The following is a 20,309-nucleotide window of genomic DNA, read 5'->3' as shown; positions in this document are numbered from 1 at the left end:
TTAATATGTGAGCTTGGTGAATAAGGTTCACTTATCCAGCTTGGTTCAATATGGCGCACTTTAATCAAATCCTCAACGATGAGTTAGCGAGTAAGTTTAGCGATAAAGTTATTATTATCACTGGTGCTTCAGAAGGTATTGGTCGCGCGTTAGCCATCGCGTTAGCGAGTTTCGATTGCCAGTTAGTCATAACTGCACGTAATCTCGAGCGGCTCAATAGCTTGGCTGCCGAGTTAACTTTACTGGGGCAATCGCCACTAGTGCATGTGGCTGATGTTACCCAGCAAGAGCAGTGTAGCGGATTAATTCAGGCTTGCATGAGTCATTTTGGGCGCTTAGATATCTTAATCAATAATGCAGGCATGACTATGTGGTCGCGCTTTGATGAGCTTGAGGACTTAAGTGTTTTGTCACAAATCATGCAGGTAAACTATTTGGCCTCAGCCTACCTTACTCATGCAGCGATTCCTTACTTGAAACTAAGCCAAGGGCAAATAGTTGCAGTTGCCTCGTTAGCCGGAATGACAGGTGTGCCAACACGTTCTGGCTATGCAGCCTCTAAGCACGCCATGATAGGTTTTTTTGACTCTCTGCGGATTGAACTCACAGATGATAAGGTTGCGGTAACGCTTATTTGTCCCGACTTTGTTGTCAGTCAGATCCATAAGCGTGCCCTTGATGAGCATGGTAAACCTTTAGGTGATACACCAATGCAAGAAAGTAAAATTATGACGGCCGAAGAGTGTGCACAGATGATGTTACCAGCCATTGCTAAACGCCAGCGTATGTTAATTACTTCTTTTAGAGGAAGAATTGGACGTTGGTTTAAAGTTATCGCCCCTGGCTTAATTGATAAAATAGCGCGTAGGGCGATAGCATCAGGTCGATAATTTACAGATAGCTAGGTTTATTTATTAAGGTGTTTAACTATGGCCTCAGCAGCTTCCGCTTTTGTGGCTTTGTCAGCTGCGGGTTCTATGTGTGCTGCAGCATTATGGCCCGTCATGTCTTCGGCGATATGCAACCAATCTGGGTGCCAGTAGAAAGAGGAACCAGATAGTGTATCCCAGTTGTGTACGCCAGATGTCTCGCCTTGATAGATAAGATCGCTTAGTGAATATTTCATTGTCTAACCCCAGTTTGTAAAATCTAATGATATTAGTAGTGCATTCGATTTAATTGTTTTGGTTTGAATGCGCCATCTCTATAGCTCTAGCATGCGCCTTACGATGCAGAGTTTGTGTAATATAGATCACATTAAACTGAATTACTTGATGTTGGTGCGATTTTTTTGTTTGCTAGAGAAGTGGCATAGACAGCGGCATCGCTGATTCATCGAGCTAAATCACCGACATAAAAAAGCCCTGAGTTAACAGGGCTTTTAAGCTAGAACTAAATTTGTTTAACCTTTGCCGTTTTCACGGGCCAATATCACACGGTAGGCGATGCAGGGCGGTTAATTAACCTTCGCCATTTTCACGAGCCAATATTACACAGTTAATTAACCTTCACCGTTTTCACGGGCCAATATCTCACGGTAGGCGATGCAGGGCGGTTAATTAACCTTCACCGTTTTCACGGGCCAATATCACACGGTAGGCGATGCAGGGCGGTTAATTAACCTTCGCCATTTTCACGAGCCAATATTACACAGTTAATTAACCTTCACCGTTTTCACGGGCCAATATCTCACGGTAGGCGATGCAGGGCGGTTAATTAACCTTCGCCATTTTCACGAGCCAATATTACACAGTTAATTAACCTTCACCGTTTTCACGGGCAATCGCGCGGTAAGCAATGTCAGTTCTAAAGTAGACGTCATCCCAATGGATAGCATCAACTAAACCATAAGCTGCTTGCTGTGCTGCTGTGACTGTATTACCAAGGGCGGTAGCGCATAATACACGGCCGCCATTCGTTACCACGTGACCGTCTTGCATGCTAGTGCCGGCATGGAACACTTTAGCGTCATTATTGCCTAGCGATAGGCCATCAATCACATCATGCTTGCGGTATGCATCAGGGTAGCCACCTGCAGCCATAACTACGCCTACAGCTGCGCGTGAGTCAAACTCGGCTGTAACTTGATTTAGTTCGCCGCGAGTTGCCGCTAGACACAGTTCAACTAAATCAGACTTAAGGCGCATCATAATTGGCTGAGTTTCAGGATCGCCAAAGCGGCAGTTGTACTCAAGCACTTTAGCGCTTCCATCTGGTGCAATCATCAAGCCTGCGTATAGGAAGCCAGTGTAAACATTGCCTTCAGCTGCCATGCCATCTACTGTTGGGCGGATTACATTTTCGATGGTCCAATCGTGAACTGCTTGGGTCACTACCGGAGCTGGAGAGTATGCGCCCATGCCGCCAGTGTTAGGGCCATGATCACCATTATCACGAGCTTTATGGTCTTGGCTGGTGGCCATAGCAAGAATATTTTTACCGTCAACCATCACAATAAAGCTGGCTTCTTCGCCTTTTAGGAACTCTTCGATCACTACGCGAGAACCTGCTTCACCAAATTTGTTGCCGGCAAGCATATCTTCGATAGCAGCATCAGCTTCGCTTTGATCGGCTGCGATGATAACGCCTTTACCTGCAGCTAGGCCGTCGGCTTTAATTACGATAGGGAAACCTGTCAAACCAGTCACTTGCTTAACATAGGCTTTAGCTGGTTCAATCTCAGTAAAGTTTGAGTAAGCCGCTGTAGGAATATCGTGACGAGCCAAAAAGTCTTTAGTAAAGGCTTTAGAAGACTCTAGCTGCGCAGCACCTTTGGTTGGGCCAAAGATAGGTAGCCCTGCTTCGTTAAAGGCGTCGACAACGCCAAGTGCTAATGGTACTTCTGGGCCAACAATGGTGATAGCCACTTTTTGCTCTGTGGCAAATGCCACTAACGCTGAAATCTCTTCAACGTTAATTGCGACGTTTTCAAGTTTTGGTTCTAATGCTGTGCCAGCGTTACCAGGGGCAACAAAGACAGTTTTTACTTGCTCAGATTGCGCAGCTTTCCACGCCAATGCATGTTCGCGACCGCCGCCACCAATAATCAATACTTTCATATCTTTACCTTTTATAGCTGCGCCATTCTTCCTATCACTGCATCAAGCATGCTCACGTATTGGCATACGCTGCGCGTGCTTTTTTTTACCTAGAAAAAATGGCTTGCTCTAAACGTTAAATATTAATTTTGTTAATGCGCGAATAAAGCCCTTTATTCGCGCAAACCAATTAATGACGGAAGTGACGCATACCAGTAAATACCATTGCCATGCCGTGCTCGTCTGCAGCAGCGATGATCTCTTCATCGCGGATAGAACCACCAGGCTGGATGATACAGCTGATACCTGCAGCCGCTGCAGCATCGATACCATCACGGAATGGGAAGAATGCATCTGATGCCATTACTGAGTTTTGTACTTCTAGGCCTTCATCAGCCGCTTTAATACCAGCAACTTTAGCACTGTAAACTCGGCTCATTTGGCCTGCGCCTACACCGATAGTCATGCTGTTTTTGGCGTATACAATCGCGTTTGACTTAACAAACTTAGCCACTTTCCAGCAGAACATTAGGTCTTTCATCTCTTCAGCAGTTGGCTGACGCTTAGAAACCACCTTAACCTCTTCAAGACCAACCATGCCTTGGTCGCGATCTTGCAGCAGTAAGCCGCCGTTGACGCGCTTGTAATCTAGGCTGCTAGTCTTAGTCGCCCATTCGCCACACTCAAGTAAACGTACGTTAGCTTTTGCTGCTACTACGTCACGAGCCGCTTGGCTCACTTTAGGGGCAATAATGACTTCAACAAATTGGCGTTCAACAATGGCGCTAGCGGTTGCTGCATCTAGTTCGCCGTTAAAGGCGATGATGCCACCGAATGCTGATGTTGGATCGGTTTGGAATGCACGGTTATAAGCTTCGAGCAGGTTTTCACCAATGGCTACGCCACATGGGTTAGCGTGCTTAACAATCACACATGCTGGTTCGTCGAACTCTTTTACGCACTCTAGTGCAGCATCGGTATCGGCGATGTTGTTGTATGAAAGTGCCTTACCTTGGAGTTGAACTGCAGTAGCAACAGAAGCTTCATCAAGGTTGGTATCAACATAGAAAGCAGCTGTTTGATGGCTGTTTTCGCCGTAGCGTAGGTCTTGCTTTTTAACTAGCTGAGTATTGTAAGTACGTGGGAACTTAGAATCAGCATGGCACTCATCTTTGCTGTGTGCCGGTACTTTAGTACCAAAGTAGTTAGCAATCATGCCGTCGTATGCTGCTGTGTGTTCAAATGCAGCAATGGCTAAATCAAAGCGAGTTTCAAGGGTGGTGCTACCTTCGTTTGCTTGCATTTCAGCAATGACGCGGTCGTAATCTTTCGCGTTAACGATGATAGTGGTGTCTTTGTGGTTTTTAGCCGTAGAGCGAACCATAGTTGGACCACCGATATCGATGTTTTCAATCGCATCGGCAAGTGTGCAGCCCTCTTGTGCAACTGTCGCTGCAAACGGATACAAGTTAACAGCAACCAAGTCGATAGGCTTGATATTGTTTTGTTCCATTACGATTTCGTCGATACCACGACGCGCCAAAATGCCGCCATGCACTTTAGGGTGCAGGGTTTTAACGCGGCCATCCATGATCTCTGGGTGACCAGTATAATCTGATACTTCAATGACAGGCACGCCATTATCAGCCAGCAGGCGTGCGGTGCCACCAGTAGAAAGTAGCTCAACACCTTGAGCATGCAGCGCTTGTGCAAACTCTAGGATTCCGGTTTTATCTGAAACGCTTAACAGCGCGCGACGAATAGGTCTGGCATTATTCATTGTAGGTACAGGGTCCAGTAGTTATTTTTAAGGATCTTTCGGAAAACAGAACAGTATTATCCGCACCATCGCGAGCTACACTGCTTTCCAAAAGTCCCTCAATTTTTATACCTATCGTCACGGCGCGCGTATTTTACCGTAAATTTGCCTTTGGCGGTGTTTTTTTCTGCGCGATTTCACAATACGTTCAGCAGAACAAGCTTTGTTATTTATTTAAGCGCAGAATAAGGCTTGACCTTGGATACAACTCCAAGGTTTATACTTGGCTTATTGTCGCATTAAAGTCTGCACTTTTTAGTCGCTGTATCTTGGCAATAAAATGTAATTTGAAACGGAGTCATGCATGTATCGAATCGGTGAGTTAGCACAACTATGTGAAGTTAAAGCTGATACTTTACGTTTTTACGAAAAGCACGGTTTGTTATCGCCCTCATCGAGAACTGACTCAGGCTACCGTATTTATACCGAGGCTGATGCTGAGCGGCTACGTTTTATTTTACGTGCTAAAGCTGTGGGCTTTACGTTAGCAGAAATAACGGAGCTGTTATCGATTGAGCTGGATAAATCTAACTGGGCTTGTGCCGATGTAAAAGGCATGGTGGATGACAAGTTAGCCAGTGTCGAAGCCAAAATTGCTGAGTTAAACCATTTTCAATTGTCGCTGCAAAGGCTGTCGCAAGCTTGTTGTGGTGGGCCCGAAAGTGCAGAGCATTGCTCGATTCTAGAAGCGTTAGAGTCAAACACTGACAGTATCCGCTGTGAAAATGATAAGCATGGCTTTGCTGAGCATGAGTTCACTAAAGCATGCACTGATAAACAAGATCCCATTTAGATATTGAAAGCTATTTGAATATAACCATACATGTGAGAAGTCGTTATGTTATTAGAGAACTTTATTGAGCTGTTTTTAGAGTCAGCCCCCTGGCTTTTGCTCGGTCTAGTATTGGCTGGTATGTTGAAGATGTTTGTGCCTATGGCATGGATGCAGAAACAGCTGGGTGGTCATGGCGTTAAAACGACGGTAAAGGCTGCAGTATTGGGGGCACCATTACCCTTGTGTTCATGCGGCGTCATTCCTGCCGCAGTTGGTCTACGTCGCAGTGGTGCTTCAAAAGCTGCAACGACTTCATTCTTGGTGTCTACACCTGAGACAGGTGTAGATTCCGTAACGGTTTCTTATGTATTACTTGGGCCATTCATGGCTATTGTGAGACCGATTGCGGCAGTAATGAGTGCGATTGTTGCCGGTCTATTGGTAGGCCGTGATGACGATGATGAGCAGGTAAGCAGTAAACAAACTGAATCTAACGGCAACAGCGCATCAGCATCATCTTGCTGCAGTAGTAAAAAGGTCGAGCCTAAAACTGAAACTGTGAGTTCATGCTGTAGTAAAAAAGTCGAGCCTAAAGCTGAGGCTGTGAGTTCTTGCTGTAGTAGTAAAGAAGCCGAACCTATAGTAGAAGCTGTGTCCTCTTGTTGTAGCAGTAAAAAAGCCGTTGAAACGGTGGAAGCTAAAACCGAAAAGTCTTCGTGCTGCTCAACTAAAGCCCCAGCAGCAGTAACGCCAGAAAAATCATCTTGTTGTAGCAGCAAAAAAACGGATACAGCTAACCATAGTCACAGCGATAACGAAGCGGGTAGCTGCTGTGAGTCAACCAAAGATATTGCTAGCGAACTAAAAGGCACTTCAGTAATCAGCCGGATCGGTAAGGGCTTACATTACGCGGCGACAGACTTAGTGCGTGATACAACTATATGGTTGCTAATTGGTTTATTCTTCGCGGCACTAGTACAAACCTATGTACCAGCAGACTTTATGGCGAAGTGGGGCGACGGCATTTTAGCTATGTTAGTGATGGTACTGATCTCTGTACCTATGTATATCTGTGCTACGGCATCAACACCTATTGCAGCAGGTTTATTGTTAGCCGGCGTATCACCAGGCGCTGTGCTGGTGTTCATGTTAGCAGGCCCAGCTACTAATATCGCGACCTTAGGCGTGGTAACTAAAGAGCTAGGTAAACGCGCTTTATATGGCTATTTAGGTGGCGTGTTAGGTGTTGCGTTAGTGTCTGGTATCTTGGTGAATTACTTAGTGGATACTTTCGGCTTTGTGGTGATGCCGCAAATTGGTGAGCAGCATGAGCTATTGCCAGCGGGCATTGTTTATACCTCTGGGGTGATCTTAGCGATACTCATGGCCAAGGTTTTCTTAGATAAGCTACCTAAAAACTGGTGGCGTCGAGATTGCTGTTCTTAGTTGTTTAGCAATCGTGCTACCGGTTTTAAAAGAGGCGCTCATTGAGCGCCTCTTTTTTAGCGCTAAACCATCTGAAGCAGGTTGCTTTACTTGGCCATATTTTGTTAAACCATGTTAGCAACAAAAGCATCGACAATAAGTGTTGAGGAGGAAGTTGCTTGAAAAAGAGTGCTAAGCAAACTGCTGTTGTGATTTTCGATGGCGTGTGCAACCTATGCGATGGTGCTGTGAGTGTTATTACACGTCATGATCCTCATAAAGAGTTTGAGTTGGTTGCATTGCAATCGATACAGGGGCAAGCACTGTTGAGCCAATATCAATTAACGGATGTGGCTATGGATAGCGTGGTCTTGATAAAGCGGCAACAGTGCTATTTACGTAGCGATGCCGTTATTGAAATAGCCAAACGACTCCATGGTGCGCCTCATTTACTAAGGTATGCGGTTTTACTTCCAAGGGCTTTACGCAACGCGATCTATAACTTCATTGCCAAACACCGTTACCGTTTGTTTGGTCAAAAAGCGATTTGCCGCTTACCCAAACGCTAGCCGCAGTACAAATAGCCTTGTCATATATCAATTACACATTACTGCTAATGCTGCTAGTTGAAAAAGACTGAGTCAAATTGCGCAATAGCTGCCAGAGAAGCCTACCTTAGTTATTTGACCTAACGGCAAATCAAGCCATTTTTAGGCGTAAAATAAAATCGCCATATAATTATTAAGGTTTTTAGGTGTGCCATATTGTCTAAAATGGCTATTCGGTTCAGCTTCGACACTTTGTCGTTGCGCTATGGTTAACAATTCATTTTGCAGCCTTCCCCTTGTTAAGCTTGCTATCAAGCTCTTTTCCTGTCGTCGCTGGACGCAAATTTATTCTGCAATTTAACATCTGCGATCTAATTAATTGTGAGACAAAATGTCTTTTCATTTTGCGACAAAATGTCCATTTTGTATTGATGGTGTCTTTTTGGTTTTTAATTTTGAATATATTGTTTTTACTAGTTTTTAATTTTGTTCTTGTGGTGTGTTTTTGTTTGCTTTTAGCATATTTCTCTTTTGTCTTTTTAGTGTGATATTGATCTTGTGTTATAAATTGTCCGTTTAAGTAACTTTGGGGATAATCCTCTGCGTTAGTTAAGCAGTGATTAAATCATCTTGTTTGTTGTATTTGATGATAACAAGCGTTTCAGTTGCTTTGTCATCGGCGACAAAATGATTTTTGAAGTGGGTTTAATTAACACACATCAAAACTACCACGCCGAGATGAGATGTCGACGTGAAGTAGAAAATACTAATAGTGTGAGGGTTATATGGACAGACGACAGTTTTTTAAACTGTGTGCCTGCGGAGCGACCACATCAGCAATATCAGCACTAGGGTTAATGCCCGGTACTGCGATGGCTGCGCCCCGCGAGTATAAGTTGTTGAGAGCAAAAGAAACCCGCAATAACTGTTGTTATTGCTCAGTGGGTTGTGGCTTGTTGATGTACAGCCATGGCAGCAACGGTAAAAACGCTGAGAAAGCGATTTTCCACATTGAAGGCGACGCTGACCATCCGGTGAACCGCGGCGCATTGTGTCCTAAAGGTGCGGGTCTAGTCGACTATGTAAATAGCCCTAACCGTAACCATTTCCCTGAAGTACGTGAACCAGGTTCTAACGAGTGGAAACGTATTAGCTGGGATGAGGCATTCAGCCGTATCGCACGTTTGATGAAAGACGACCGCGATGAAAACCTGATTGAAAAAAATAGTGATGGCACCACAGTAAACCGTTGGTTGAGTACCGGTATGATGACTTCATCGGCACAGCCAAACGAAGGTGGTTTTATTACTCACAAGTTTGCTCGTTCTCTTGGCCTAGTGGCCATCGATACTATTGCGCGTAACTGACACTCCCCAACGGTAGCAAGTCTTGCTCCAACATTTGGGCGCGGTGCCATGACCAACCACTGGATCGATATTAAGAACTCAAATGTCGTGGTGATCATGGGCGGCAATGCCGCTGAAGCACATCCTGTCGGTTTCGGTTGGGTAACGGAAGCTATGGAACACAATAACGCCAAGTTGGTGGTTGTGGACCCACGCTTTAACCGCAGTGCAGCGTTAGCTGACTGCTATGCACCACTTCGTAGTGGTACTGATATCGCATTCCTTTTAGGTCTATGTCGATACCTCATTGAGACTAAGCAAGTTAACTACGAGTACGTCAAAGCGTATACCAACGCGAGCTACATTATTCGTGAAGATTTCGAATTCAATGAAGGCCTATTTAGTGGTTTTGATGACAAGAGTCGTACTTACGACAAAGACTCTTGGTACTACGAATTAGATGAAGATGGTTATGCCAAAGTTGATGAAACCTATGAGCATCCACGTTGTGTGTGGAACTTATTAAAGCAGCACGTTGACCGTTACGACTTTGAAACTGTAAGCAATATTACCGGTACGCCAGTTGAAGATTATGAAAAAGTTTGTGCCCTAATTGGTAGCACACACGTTCATGATAAAGCGGCGACTTTCATGTATGCATTGGGCTGGACCCACCACACTAAAGGCGCGCAGAACATCCGTTCTATGGCATTAGTGCAGTTGCTACTAGGTAATATCGGTGTATTGGGTGGTGGTGTTAACGCACTACGTGGTCACTCAAACGTACAGGGCGCAACCGATATGGGTCTGCTATGTCAGAACCTACCGGGCTACTTAAAGCTACCAAATGATAACGATACAGATTTAACCACATATCTAAATAATTATACGCCTAAAGCGTTGCGTCCGGGCCAAACTAACTACTGGTCTAACTATCCTAAGTTCTTTATCTCACAGATGAAGAGTTTCTGGGGTGAGCACGCAACTGCGGCTAACAGTTTTGGTTATGACTGGTTACCTAAGTGGGATTTACAGTACGACTTCACCAAGCACATCGACATGATGTACAAGGGCCAAGTGAACGGTTATTTCGTGCAAGGGGTTAACGCGATTAACTCTATGCCAAACCGTAACAAGACCTTAGCGGCATTGTGCAAGCTTAAATACTTGGTGGTAATGGATCCGTTAGCGACAGAGACCTCAGTATTCTGGCAAAAAGCAGGCGAATTTAACGACGTGCAGCCAAGCGAAATTCAAACCCAAGTTTTCCGCTTACCGACGACGTTATTTGCTGAAGAAGAAGGTTGTATCGTTAACTCTGGTCGCTGGATGCAGTGGCACTGGAAGGGCGCGAATCCACCGGGCGAATCTAAGCCTGATGCCGAGATCTTATCTGGGATCTTAATGAAGTTGCGCGAGCTGTATAAAGCTGAAGGTGGTGTATTACCGGAGCCGATTGAAGCGGTTAACTGGGCGGGCTACCACAACCCATACTTCCCGCACGGCGAAGAAGTGGCAAAAGAGCTTAATGGTATCGACCTTAAAACCGGTAAGCAGCTTGATAGCTTCAGCCAGTTAAAAGATGACGGTAGTACTTCGTGTGGTTGCTGGATCTACTCTGGTAGTTGGACCGAAGAAGGCAACATGATGGCGCGTCGTGATAACTCTGATACGTCAGGTAAAGGTATCACTCCAGGTTGGGCGTTCTCTTGGCCGCAAAACCGCCGCGTACTCTACAACCGTGCATCGTGTGATGTGAATGGTAAGCCTTGGGATCCAAAACGCATGATCGTTGAGTGGAACCACGGCAAGTGGCACGGCATCGACGTGGGTGACTTCAATATGACGTTACCACCGCAAGAGTCAGCACATCCGTTCATTATGCAGCCTGAGGGTGTGGGTCGTTTCTTCTCGCTAAAACTATTAGCAGAAGGTCCGTTCCCAGAGCATTACGAGCCGATGGAGTCACCAATTGGTACTAACCCATTACACCCTAATGTTGTTAGTAACCCTGCGGTACGTTTGTTAGAGGGCGTAGAGAGCACATTGGGTTCACATAATGAATTCCCGTATGTGTGTACTACTTACTCGTTAACTGAGCACTTTAATTTCTGGACTATTCACTGTCGTTTAGCCGCGATTTCTATGCCGGAAACTTTTGTCGAACTTGATGAAATTCTAGCGGCGAAGAAAGGCATTGCTAATGGCGATTGGGTCAAAGTGAGCTCTAAGCGCGGTAGTTTGTTAACTAAAGCATTAGTGACTAAGCGTCTGCAGCCACTGAAAGTTCATGGCCAGATGGTGCATACAGTAGGTCTACCGCGTCATGGTGGTCACAACGCACTTACCCGCAGAAGTTATAGCTGTAACGTACTGACCACTGAAGTGGGCGATGCGAATACCCAGGTGCCTGAATTTAAGGCGTTCCTTGTGGATATCGCTAAGGCTGAAGGAGTTTAAACATGTCTGCTCAAGATATCATTTTAAGCTCTGGTACATCAGAGCTTACTCCTGCAGCGCAGGTTCGACGTAAGTTAAGTAAAGTGGCTAAGTTATTCGATGCCACCAAATGTAATGGCTGTAAAGCGTGTCAGGTGTCTTGTTCTGAATGGAACGATTTGCGCGCCCCAGTAGGTAGCTTCCAAGGTTCTTACCAGAACCCAATGGATCTGTCTTCAGAGTGTTGGACACTGATGAAGTACCAAGAAGTTGAGCGAGATAACAAGCTAAATTGGCGTTTTGCCCATAGCGCATGTATGCACTGTGACGATCCAGCTTGTTTAACTGCTTGTTCGACTAAAGGTGCCATCGTACAGCACGCTAACGGTGTGGTGGATTTTGATTCTGATAAGTGTACCGGTTGTGGTTACTGTGTATCGGCTTGTCCGTTCGATGTACCAAGACTCGATCCTATCGATCAAAAAGCCTACAAGTGCACCATGTGTTCAGACCGGATCCAAGTTGGCCAAGAGCCTGCTTGTGTGAAGTCGTGTATCACAGGCGCGCTGAAATACGGTACCCGTGAAGACATGCTATTTATTGCAGACTTACGGATTAAAGAGTTGCGTAAACGTGGCTATGTTAATGCCGGCCTATATAACCCTGAAGGCGTGGGTGGTACAGGTATGATTATGATTTTGCATGACATTAATAAGCCGCAAGACTATGGCTTACCAGCCGATCCGAAAACGAGTGTGCCAGTTAAGTTATGGCAAGACGTGGTTAAACCATTAGGTGCAGCGGGGATCATGGCAACAGTTGCTGTTGCGTGTCTACACCGCATCACTGTGGGTCGTAACCTTGTTGAAGAGGACGAGCCAGCAGCGTTCGACCACACTCACGAAGATAAGTCAGATAAGGAGTAACGCTCATGCATAAGCAGAATATGATTTTGCGCCATAAGTTGTTCGACCGCATCTGTCATTGGTTTGTGGTTGCAGCAGGTTTGGTGACATTCCTAACCGGCTTTGCTTTCTTCTTCCCATCATTTCAATGGTTGGGAGCGATTGCAGGCACACCGCAAATGGCACGCTTTGTTCACCCAATTGCCGGTTTACTAATGTGTTTACCGTTAATGGTGATGCTAGTGCGCTATTACCACCATAACAAGTGGGAAAAGAACGACCTAACTTGGATGTTAGCTATCAAGGATGTGATGTTCGAAAACGAGGATAAGATCCCGGCAATCGGCCATTACAACCCAGGTCAAAAAGTACTGTTCCGTACCTTCGTGGTGACCTCAATCGCACTGACGATTACCGGCATCATGATGTGGCAGCCGTACTTTGCTCCTTACTTTGAAGCAAGTGCGATCCAGTGGGCGATTTTAATCCACGCAATCTGTGCCGTGATCATGTTGATCTTCGTGATTGTGCACTTCTGGATGGCAACGTGGGTGGAAGGGTCGGTTGCTGGCATGTTGTACGGCTACGTATCACGGGCTTGGTGCAAGAAGCATCACCCTAACATGCTAAACGATCCTGAATTACAGACTAATAAGCAGGAAAAACACTAATTATGAGCACAGCAATACTCGACGCTGAAAAGATCCCTGGTCAGTCATTGGATATTAAAACCGTGATTGCCGCTGATCCCAAAGCCGTTTATCAATTTAGAGCCAAGCGACTAGCAGAGCTGGCTGAAGAGTCTGGTTTAACAGAATACTTTGGCTTACTCGAGCAGTTAGTTATCGCTCAAGAGAAGGTATCGGCTCTATATGGCGAGGCGGCAAAAAGCTGCTTTGGTCCAAAACCAGAGTTAGATTTAAGCCGAGATAAGCCGATGGCGCAGCAGCATTTTGAGTGGGGCAACTATTGGCAGTCAGTATTGCTGGAACTAGTTAGTGAGCTAATGCCTAAAGTGAGTACTGACTTGCACGTAGTGTTAAAGGAACTTGCTAAAGCTAAGGCTGATGTACTGCAAGCTTATGCCGAGTCGATGTTAAACGGTCATTTTGCTCAAGTACCAGCGCAGTACAGCCTATTTATATGGGCCTCACTGTCGGTGTACTGGTCGCATTGGGCTGTGGATGTTGCTCAACACTTAGCGGATAACGGTGAGGCACATAAACGTTTATGCCCTGTATGTGGTAGCCACCCAGTAGGGAGCGTGATCAAGGAAGAGCCACGTGTGGGCTTACGTTACTTACATTGCAGTTTATGCGAAACCGAGTGGCATGAAGTTCGCGCTGAGTGCACTTCATGTGGTGAAAGCAAAGGTGTGTTGTTGTGGGCTGAGACCGAAACCAATGCGGCAATTCGAGTTGAAAGCTGCGACACCTGTAAAGGGTATACCAAGATGTTCTTTACCGATATCAACCCTAGACTTGAAGTGGCGGCAGACGACTTGGCGACCTTAGTGATGGATAGTCATTTGGTTGAGCAGGGATACAGCGCAACCACAGTCAATCCATTGCTACTTGCTCATGAGCAAGAGCAAGCGCCGCAGCCAAAGGTGGGTGATATTCACTAATCAGCTTTAACAAAAGGCAATCAAGAGCCGCATATCGCTGCGGCTCTTTTATTAACCAGCAATCAGCATTAACAGAAGAAACTAGACCAAGACTTATGACTCAAGCTATCAACTCCACTCAAGCGCTATACCGTTGTTTACCGGCAATGGATAGCTTGTTACTGATACCTCAAGTGATAGGTTTTATCGAGCAGCAGGGCAAGCCTTGGATTAAATCCTTATTGGCGCAAATGCTGCAGGACGCACGTCGGCAAATCGCTAGTCATCACAGCTTACCTAATTGGTGTTTGGATCTCGGTGATATTAGCACTGAGCTTGCTGATCGCATCGTAAAAGCTCAACGTCAAAGTATGAGCCCAGTGATTAATCTTACTGGCACTATATTGCATACCAACCTAGGACGCTCGCAGATGTGTGAAGCTGCTATTGATGCTGTCACTCAAGTAATGCGCAGTCCTGTGCCGCTTGAATTTGATATGGGCCAAGGCAAGCGTGGTCATCGCGATAGTGCCATTGCAGCACTTATCCACGAGTTAACAGGGGCTGACAGTTGCTGCATAGTAAACAACAATGCAGCCGCAGTTTTACTGATGCTGGCTGCAACAGCCGCTGGTAAAGAGGTCATTGTTTCCCGTGGTGAGCTGGTGGAGATCGGTGGTGCGTTTCGGATCCCCGATATTATGGCGCAGGCGGGTTGTAAGCTAGTGGAAGTGGGTTGTACCAACCGTACTCATCTTAAAGATTACGCAGCCGCTATAAATGAAAACACCGCGGCGATTATGAAGGTGCACACCAGTAATTACCATATTAGTGGCTTTACAAAAGTTACCGAAGAAGCTGAGCTTGCGGCTTTATGTAAAGACAAAGGCATTGCACTGATCTCCGATCTTGGCAGCGGCGCGCTCACCGACCTGTCTCGCTTTGGTTTATCAAAAGAGCCAATGCCACAGCAGATGCTACAAGATGGTGTTGATCTAGTCAGTTTTTCTGGCGACAAACTGCTTGGCGGGCCGCAAGCTGGATTGGTGGTTGGCAATAGCGAGTTAATTGCTAAGCTGCAAGCGCATCCACTTAAACGTGCGTTGCGCTGCGATAAAATGACGCTAGCCGCGCTCGAAGCAACCTTGATGCAGTACCGCAATCCACAAAAGCTGGATAGCCAATTACCTATCTTTAGAAAACTCTCCCGTCCTTTGGTTGAACTTGAACGATTTGCACAAGAGCTTCAGCAACAATTAGCCAGTAGCAGCGTATTTGATGTATCAATTCAAGCTTGCCAAACCCAAGTGGGTAGCGGTTCGCAACCTGATGTGTTGCTTGATTCTGTTGCCTTGTGTTTTGCTGTTAATACTAACGCAAACAAACAGAATAACTCGCCAAGTGTATTGCAGCTAGATAAGTGGTTTAAAGCTGCTAGCGTGCCAATTATTGGTCGGATTGCCGCTAATCAGTTGTGGTTAGACTTACGAGGCACTGACAATGACAACCAGCTTATTGAAGTCCTGACAACAAGCCTACTTAGCTTTCATAGAGAGATTAGCTTTGAGAACAAAAGCATGGAGGCTGCGTCATGATTATTGTCACCGCAGGCCATGTGGATCACGGTAAAACTAGCCTTATTCAAGCGTTAACAGGTACCAATGCTGATCGTTTGCCAGAAGAAAAACAGCGTGGCATGACCATCGAGCTAGGCTACGCCTTTATGGATTTAGCTGACGGTGAGCGCTTAGCCTTTGTCGATGTGCCGGGGCACAGTAAGTTTATTAACACCATGCTAGCTGGAGTGAGCTGTGCCAAACATGCGCTACTTATTATCGCCTGTGATGATGGCGTGATGCCGCAAACCCATGAGCATCTAGCCATTTTGCAACTGCTTAATCTTGAACATCTTATTGTGGTGCTCACCAAGCAAGATAAGGTCGACAGTGACCGAGTTGAGATGGTGAAGCTAGAGGTGGCGGAGCTACTGCAAAAAAATCAAAGACCAAGCCCTATCTATGTTGTTTCAGCGCAAACAGGCTTGGGTATTCGCGAGTTAAGTGCTGCGATTACTGAGCTTGCTCAGAAGCAAATGACCAAGCTTAAACAGACTCGCGAGCAAGCTAGCTTTCGCATGGCAATTGATAGAGCCTTTAGTGTAAAAGGCGCGGGTCTTGTAGTTACTGGCACTGTGATTAGCGGCCAAGTTAGTCAAGGCCAAAGCCTATATCTTTCAGGTCAGCGAAAACCGGTCAAGGTGCGAACCTTACATAGTCAGGGGCGAGTGAGTGATAGCGCACATCATTGCCAGCGAGTCGCACTCAATATTACTGGGGTTGATGCTCATAGGGGCGCTGAGCGCGGTGACTGGTTGACCGAGCTTGAGCCTGTAGCAGGACCAGCCAAAGCCATTTGTGGCGTGTTTGAATCTGTATTGCCATTTAAGCACTGGCAAAATGTGCAAGTGCATCTTGGCAATCGTCACACAACGGCGCGTTTAGGATTACTGCAAAACCTTGCTGACGGCAGTGCCTTAGTTGAGTTGCAATGTGAGCAGCCACTAGGTTGTATCGAGCAAGACCGCATCGTTGTTCGCGACAGTGCCGCTAAAACAACGTTGGGTGCATTGCGGGTATTAGACATTAACCCACCTACTCGTGCAAAACGCAGTGTTGAGCGCTTAGCTTATCTAGAAAAGTTGAAGCAATGCGATTCATTAGCGGCGAGTCTACAGTTACAAACTGCTGAGCACTGTGTACAAAAGTCAGCTTTTATTTGGGCTAATCAATTAACTGAGCACGCCCTATGTTTGACGAATGAGCAAGTGATCACGCTTGAGGGATATTTACTATCTAAGTCGCTTCACGCACAGATTACAGCAAAGTTACTGGCGTTAATTGACGATTACCATCAACAGTCGCCTGAGCTATTAGGTTTGAGTATAAACCGCTTGCAGCGCATGACTCACAACCAATACCCATTAGCAGTACTGCTAAAGCTCACCGACAGTCTTCGAGAACAAAAGCTGTTGCAAAGTACCCGTGGTTTATTGCATCTGCCATGTCATAACTTGGCACTGTCTGAGGTTGAACAACAACTGTGGCGGCAAATAAAGCAACAGCTATTAGCGGCAAAAGGCCCGCTGTGGTCGACAGACTTTGCTGCGGCATTGGCTATTGAGCTTAAAGAGATCCGCGCACTATGCCGCAAGTTGATCCAGCTGGGATATCTATCGGCAATCGTTAAAGATCGCTTCATGCTTACAGAGAGCTTGTATCTTTACGCCGATGTTATCCGTAGCCAAGTGGCAATGGCAGGTGAGATTAAGACTGCAGACTTCAATGCCATTATTCAGCTTGGCCGCAAAGCCAGTATTCAACTGTTAGAGTTTTATGACCGCAGTGGATTAACTTGGCGTAAGAAGAAAGATAATTCGAGAGTGATACGAGATAGCAGTATTTTTATCGCAAGTGATTTGGCGGAAGAACATAGGAGTTGAACCTACCCGGGACTGCTGGCAGCCCCACCTGGATTTGAAGTCCAGACGTTTCACCGGAAACGACGTTCTTCCTTATCACTTGCGGCGCATGATAGGCAATTGGGTTTAGCTAAACAATAGTGGTTGGTCGTTAACTTTATTAACTGTGAATCTAAATGAGATTTCGGCTTATTAGTTACCACGAGTGGGACATTATTTACCAAGTAATTAAAACATGACTTCATCAGAATTGTTTTGAGAAGTGATATTAATCGACTTATATGTTTTGTAAATGTGAGTCTAATTTACATTTTGCCGTTAAAAATATTTAAACAATTAATTGGCAGAATATTTAATCGAAAAATGGAACAGTTTTATGACGGAACTCGTATGTGGCTTAAATAATATTACTGAGCAAGCTTCAGTCACCTGTTTTCGTAATGACAGAGAACAATCACTTATTGAAACCGTTGCCAAAGAAGTGAGGGTGGCGTTGATTTATAATGGTATTTCTCATGTGGTGATGATGGCATGTCCAACAGCCTTAAAAGAGTTTGCTATTGGTTTTAGTTTATCTGAGTCCATCATTGAAAGTGTCCGTGATATTCGTGCTATTGAAATAGAAACGATTGCCAGTGGTGTGTTGGTTCATATTGAGATAGCACCACGTTGTTTTATGCAGTTAAAGGCTCATCGTCGTAGCCTTGCAGGCCGTACAGGCTGTGGTTTATGTGGGGTTGAACAGATAGAGCAAACGGTCAAACCCATAGTGAAAGTGACCAAGGATACGCGGTTTGACTTAAACAGCTTAAAGATAGCTTTAGCCAATTTGCATAAGCACCAAACCGCATTTAATTTGACTGGTGCAACCCATGCTGCTGCCATGTTATCGGCAGAAGGTGATATAATATCCTGCTTCGAAGATGTCGGTCGTCATGTCGCGTTAGATAAATTAATTGGTCATATCAATATTGATAAGCAGGCTCGTCATGCGGCGCTGTTATTAACCAGTCGAGCCAGTTTTGAGATGGTACAAAAGGCAGCGATAGCCAATATCAGTATTATATTTGCAATTTCTTCAGCAACTTCATTAGCGATTGATATTGCGAATAAATCAAATATAACCTTAGTGGGATTTTGTCGTGAAAACCGCGTGACAATATATACCCACCCTCAAAGGTTATATTTATGTAATGAAACACTCAGTGATGTTGAAAATAATAATTTAGCTGTGGTTTAGTTGAGCTGTTATTTTTATTGTTAATGAGTGTTTTACGTTTTAGCACTTAATTTAAGCGCATTGCAATAAGTGACCGCTTAGCTTAAACGCTTAAATTAAGTGTTTCATTTTATACCTGTCAGTATAAGAGTTTGATTTACTCAGAGGCGCGAAAATATCGCAGACTGAGTAAATGTTTATGCTGACTGGTATTAAGTTGGTATGTGTGGAATATGTGGTTAACCTTTAAAAATCAGTTTTTTATTAAATTCTGGTCGCCTTTTGCTGCCGTTATTGCGGCAGGTATTTTGTCGACCTACTTCTTTGGGCTTACAGGCTCACTATGGGCAGTAACCGGCGAGTTTACTCGTTGGGGCGGCCATATACTGCAGTGGTTTGGTGCTGAGCCGGAAACTTGGCAGTATTTTAAGATTATTGGCCTTAACGGCACACCGCTAGATCGCGTCGGCGGGGTGATGATTATTGGTATGTTTGGTGGGTGTTTGGCTGCGGTATTGTGGGCCAACAACATGAAGCTGCGCATGCCAAGTTCTAAAAAGCGTATTGCACAGGCACTAATCGGTGGCATGATTGCCGGTTTTGGTGCGCGTTTGGCAATGGGATGCAACTTAGCGGCTTTTTTCACAGGTATTCCGCAGTTTACGCTACATGCATGGATTTTTGCCTTTGCCGCTGCAGCAGGCACTTATATAGGCGCTAAGATCACCTTGCTACCGTTTTTCCGTTCAAGCGCCAAGGTTAAGCTTGGCGGCTTGAAGCAAATAGCTAAACCCAGCCCGAATCAAGTGCAGAACCGCTTTCGTTTAGGCTGGCTAGTGTTTGCTGCCATGATCGCGGCTTCATTCTATGTTATGCAAAGCTCAACTAAGCTAGGTATTGCCATGTTCATGGGAATTATCTTTGGTTTATTGATTGAGCGTGCACAGATCTGCTTTACCTCCGCATTTAGAGATATGTGGATCACGGGGCGCACGCATATGGCTAAGGCGATTATCTTAGGCATGGCGGTGAGTGTGATCGGTATTTATAGCTATGTGCAGTTAGGTATGACGCCTAAAACGCTATGGGCTGGTCCGAACGCGGTGATTGGTGGCTTACTGTTTGGGATCGGTATTGTGATTGCTGGTGGCTGTGAAACAGGCTGGATGTATCGTGCATTAGAGGGGCAAGTTCACTTTTGGTGGGTAGGTATAGGTAACATTATTGGCGCAACCATTTTAGCTTACTACTGGGATGCGATTGCCGAGCCTATGGCGACCAGCTGGGACAAAATTAACCTGCTAGAGCTGTTTGGCCCACTTGGCGGCTTGGGTATGACTTATCTTTTGCTGGGCGTATCGTTTGTGTTGATCTTAATCTGGGAGCAGCGCTTTTTTAAGCAGCAACAGAAACAGCAGCAAGCCATGAGCGCCAAGCTTGCAGAGTTAACAGCCACAGCCAATTCTACCGTAACAGGCCAAGCCTAAAATGGGGGATTGGAGTTGATGCCAAGAGTCAATCTGCGGTTCAGCTCTTATACTGATTGGTATTATACCAATCAGTATAAGAATTTGATCTACTCAGAGCGGTTTTTGGCAAACTAATTCAAGGCGAATAGCTGCAATAATGGTTATTCCCTTATCAAGCTATTCAACGCAGAAGTAGGCAGCCAAAAACGCTCCAGAATGGCGAGTTTTAGCGATTCTGATGC

At 45.5% G+C, this 20,309-nt stretch carries 15 protein-coding genes and 1 tRNA gene; 12 read left to right on the top strand and 4 right to left on the bottom strand.

Translation table 11 applies throughout. From position 1 onward, the window contains the following. Positions 1–50 precede the first annotated feature (50 nt). Complete coding sequence (locus L884_RS0112760) at positions 51–890, top strand: SDR family oxidoreductase (RefSeq protein ID WP_051435630.1); 840 nt, start codon at positions 51–53, stop codon at positions 888–890. 17 nt (positions 891–907) lie between these two features. Here the strand turns inward: L884_RS0112760 and L884_RS0112755 are convergent, their stop codons facing one another. The 3 genes from L884_RS0112755 to purH form a co-directional block, all read right to left on the bottom strand. Continuing rightward, positions 908–1,126 carry a hypothetical protein gene (locus L884_RS0112755; RefSeq protein ID WP_028767871.1) on the bottom strand — a complete coding sequence of 73 codons (219 nt, stop codon included), beginning with the start codon at positions 1,124–1,126 and terminating at the stop codon, positions 908–910. 631 nt (positions 1,127–1,757) lie between these two features. Further along, the gene (gene purD / locus L884_RS0112750; RefSeq protein ID WP_028767870.1) at positions 1,758–3,059 is read right to left on the bottom strand and encodes a phosphoribosylamine--glycine ligase; all 1,302 of its coding nucleotides are present in this window, start codon (positions 3,057–3,059) and stop codon (positions 1,758–1,760) included. A gap of 169 nt (positions 3,060–3,228) precedes the next feature. Beyond that, positions 3,229–4,818, bottom strand: a complete 1,590-nt coding sequence (gene purH / locus L884_RS0112745) for a bifunctional phosphoribosylaminoimidazolecarboxamide formyltransferase/IMP cyclohydrolase (protein WP_028767869.1) — start codon at positions 4,816–4,818, stop codon at positions 3,229–3,231. A 343-nt stretch (positions 4,819–5,161) separates the two neighbouring features. On the opposite strand from purH, the gene zntR reads away from it, so the two are divergent. The 9 genes from zntR to selB all read left to right on the top strand — a co-directional run bounded on the left by zntR (position 5,162) and on the right by selB (position 17,400). Further along, on the top strand, positions 5,162–5,650 hold the full coding sequence (zntR, locus tag L884_RS0112740; RefSeq protein ID WP_028767868.1) for a Zn(2+)-responsive transcriptional regulator: 489 nt from the start codon (positions 5,162–5,164) through the stop codon (positions 5,648–5,650). Positions 5,651–5,695: 45 nt separating this feature from the next. After that, positions 5,696–7,078, top strand: a complete 1,383-nt coding sequence (locus L884_RS0112735) for an SO_0444 family Cu/Zn efflux transporter (RefSeq protein WP_028767867.1) — start codon at positions 5,696–5,698, stop codon at positions 7,076–7,078. Positions 7,079–7,236: 158 nt separating this feature from the next. Then, on the top strand, positions 7,237–7,626 hold the full coding sequence (locus L884_RS0112730) for a thiol-disulfide oxidoreductase DCC family protein (protein ID WP_028767866.1): 390 nt from the start codon (positions 7,237–7,239) through the stop codon (positions 7,624–7,626). 764 nt (positions 7,627–8,390) lie between these two features. After that, positions 8,391–11,411, top strand: coding sequence for a formate dehydrogenase-N subunit alpha (gene fdnG, locus L884_RS0112720; RefSeq protein WP_156925688.1), 3,021 nt, complete (start codon positions 8,391–8,393; stop codon positions 11,409–11,411). Positions 11,412–11,413: 2 nt separating this feature from the next. Continuing rightward, entirely contained in the window at positions 11,414–12,316 is a 903-nt protein-coding gene (gene fdxH / locus L884_RS0112715; protein ID WP_028767863.1) for a formate dehydrogenase subunit beta, read from the top strand. 5 nt (positions 12,317–12,321) lie between these two features. Further along, positions 12,322–12,966 carry a formate dehydrogenase subunit gamma gene (locus tag L884_RS0112710; protein WP_028767862.1) on the top strand — a complete coding sequence of 215 codons (645 nt, stop codon included), beginning with the start codon at positions 12,322–12,324 and terminating at the stop codon, positions 12,964–12,966. A gap of 2 nt (positions 12,967–12,968) precedes the next feature. Next, the gene (fdhE, locus tag L884_RS0112705; RefSeq protein ID WP_028767861.1) at positions 12,969–13,922 is read left to right on the top strand and encodes a formate dehydrogenase accessory protein FdhE; all 954 of its coding nucleotides are present in this window, start codon (positions 12,969–12,971) and stop codon (positions 13,920–13,922) included. A 95-nt stretch (positions 13,923–14,017) separates the two neighbouring features. Beyond that, complete coding sequence (gene selA, locus L884_RS22065) at positions 14,018–15,496, top strand: L-seryl-tRNA(Sec) selenium transferase (RefSeq protein ID WP_051435629.1); 1,479 nt, start codon at positions 14,018–14,020, stop codon at positions 15,494–15,496. After that, positions 15,493–17,400 (top strand): selenocysteine-specific translation elongation factor, encoded by a 1,908-nt coding sequence (gene selB / locus L884_RS0112695; RefSeq protein ID WP_028767860.1) that lies wholly within the window; start codon positions 15,493–15,495, stop codon positions 17,398–17,400. Before selA ends, selB begins: the two co-directional genes overlap by 4 nt. Here the strand turns inward: selB and L884_RS23060 are convergent. Continuing rightward, a tRNA-Sec gene (locus L884_RS23060) sits at positions 17,378–17,472 on the bottom strand. The genes selB and L884_RS23060 overlap by 23 nt on opposite strands. Positions 17,473–17,755: 283 nt before the next feature. Between L884_RS23060 and fdhD the strand changes: the two genes are divergently transcribed. Both fdhD and yedE read left to right on the top strand, forming a co-directional pair. Further along, positions 17,756–18,619 carry a formate dehydrogenase accessory sulfurtransferase FdhD gene (gene fdhD / locus L884_RS0112690; protein ID WP_028767859.1) on the top strand — a complete coding sequence of 288 codons (864 nt, stop codon included), beginning with the start codon at positions 17,756–17,758 and terminating at the stop codon, positions 18,617–18,619. Positions 18,620–18,831: 212 nt separating this feature from the next. Continuing rightward, positions 18,832–20,085, top strand: coding sequence for a selenium metabolism membrane protein YedE/FdhT (yedE, locus tag L884_RS0112685; protein WP_028767858.1), 1,254 nt, complete (start codon positions 18,832–18,834; stop codon positions 20,083–20,085). The last annotated feature ends 224 nt before the right edge of the window (positions 20,086–20,309 follow it).

Origin of the sequence: Shewanella fidelis ATCC BAA-318, assembly GCF_000518605.1 — a bacterium.
In the GTDB taxonomy this organism is placed as follows: Bacteria; Pseudomonadota; Gammaproteobacteria; order Enterobacterales; family Shewanellaceae; genus Shewanella; species Shewanella fidelis.
This window is presented reverse-complemented; position numbering and strand designations above follow the sequence as displayed.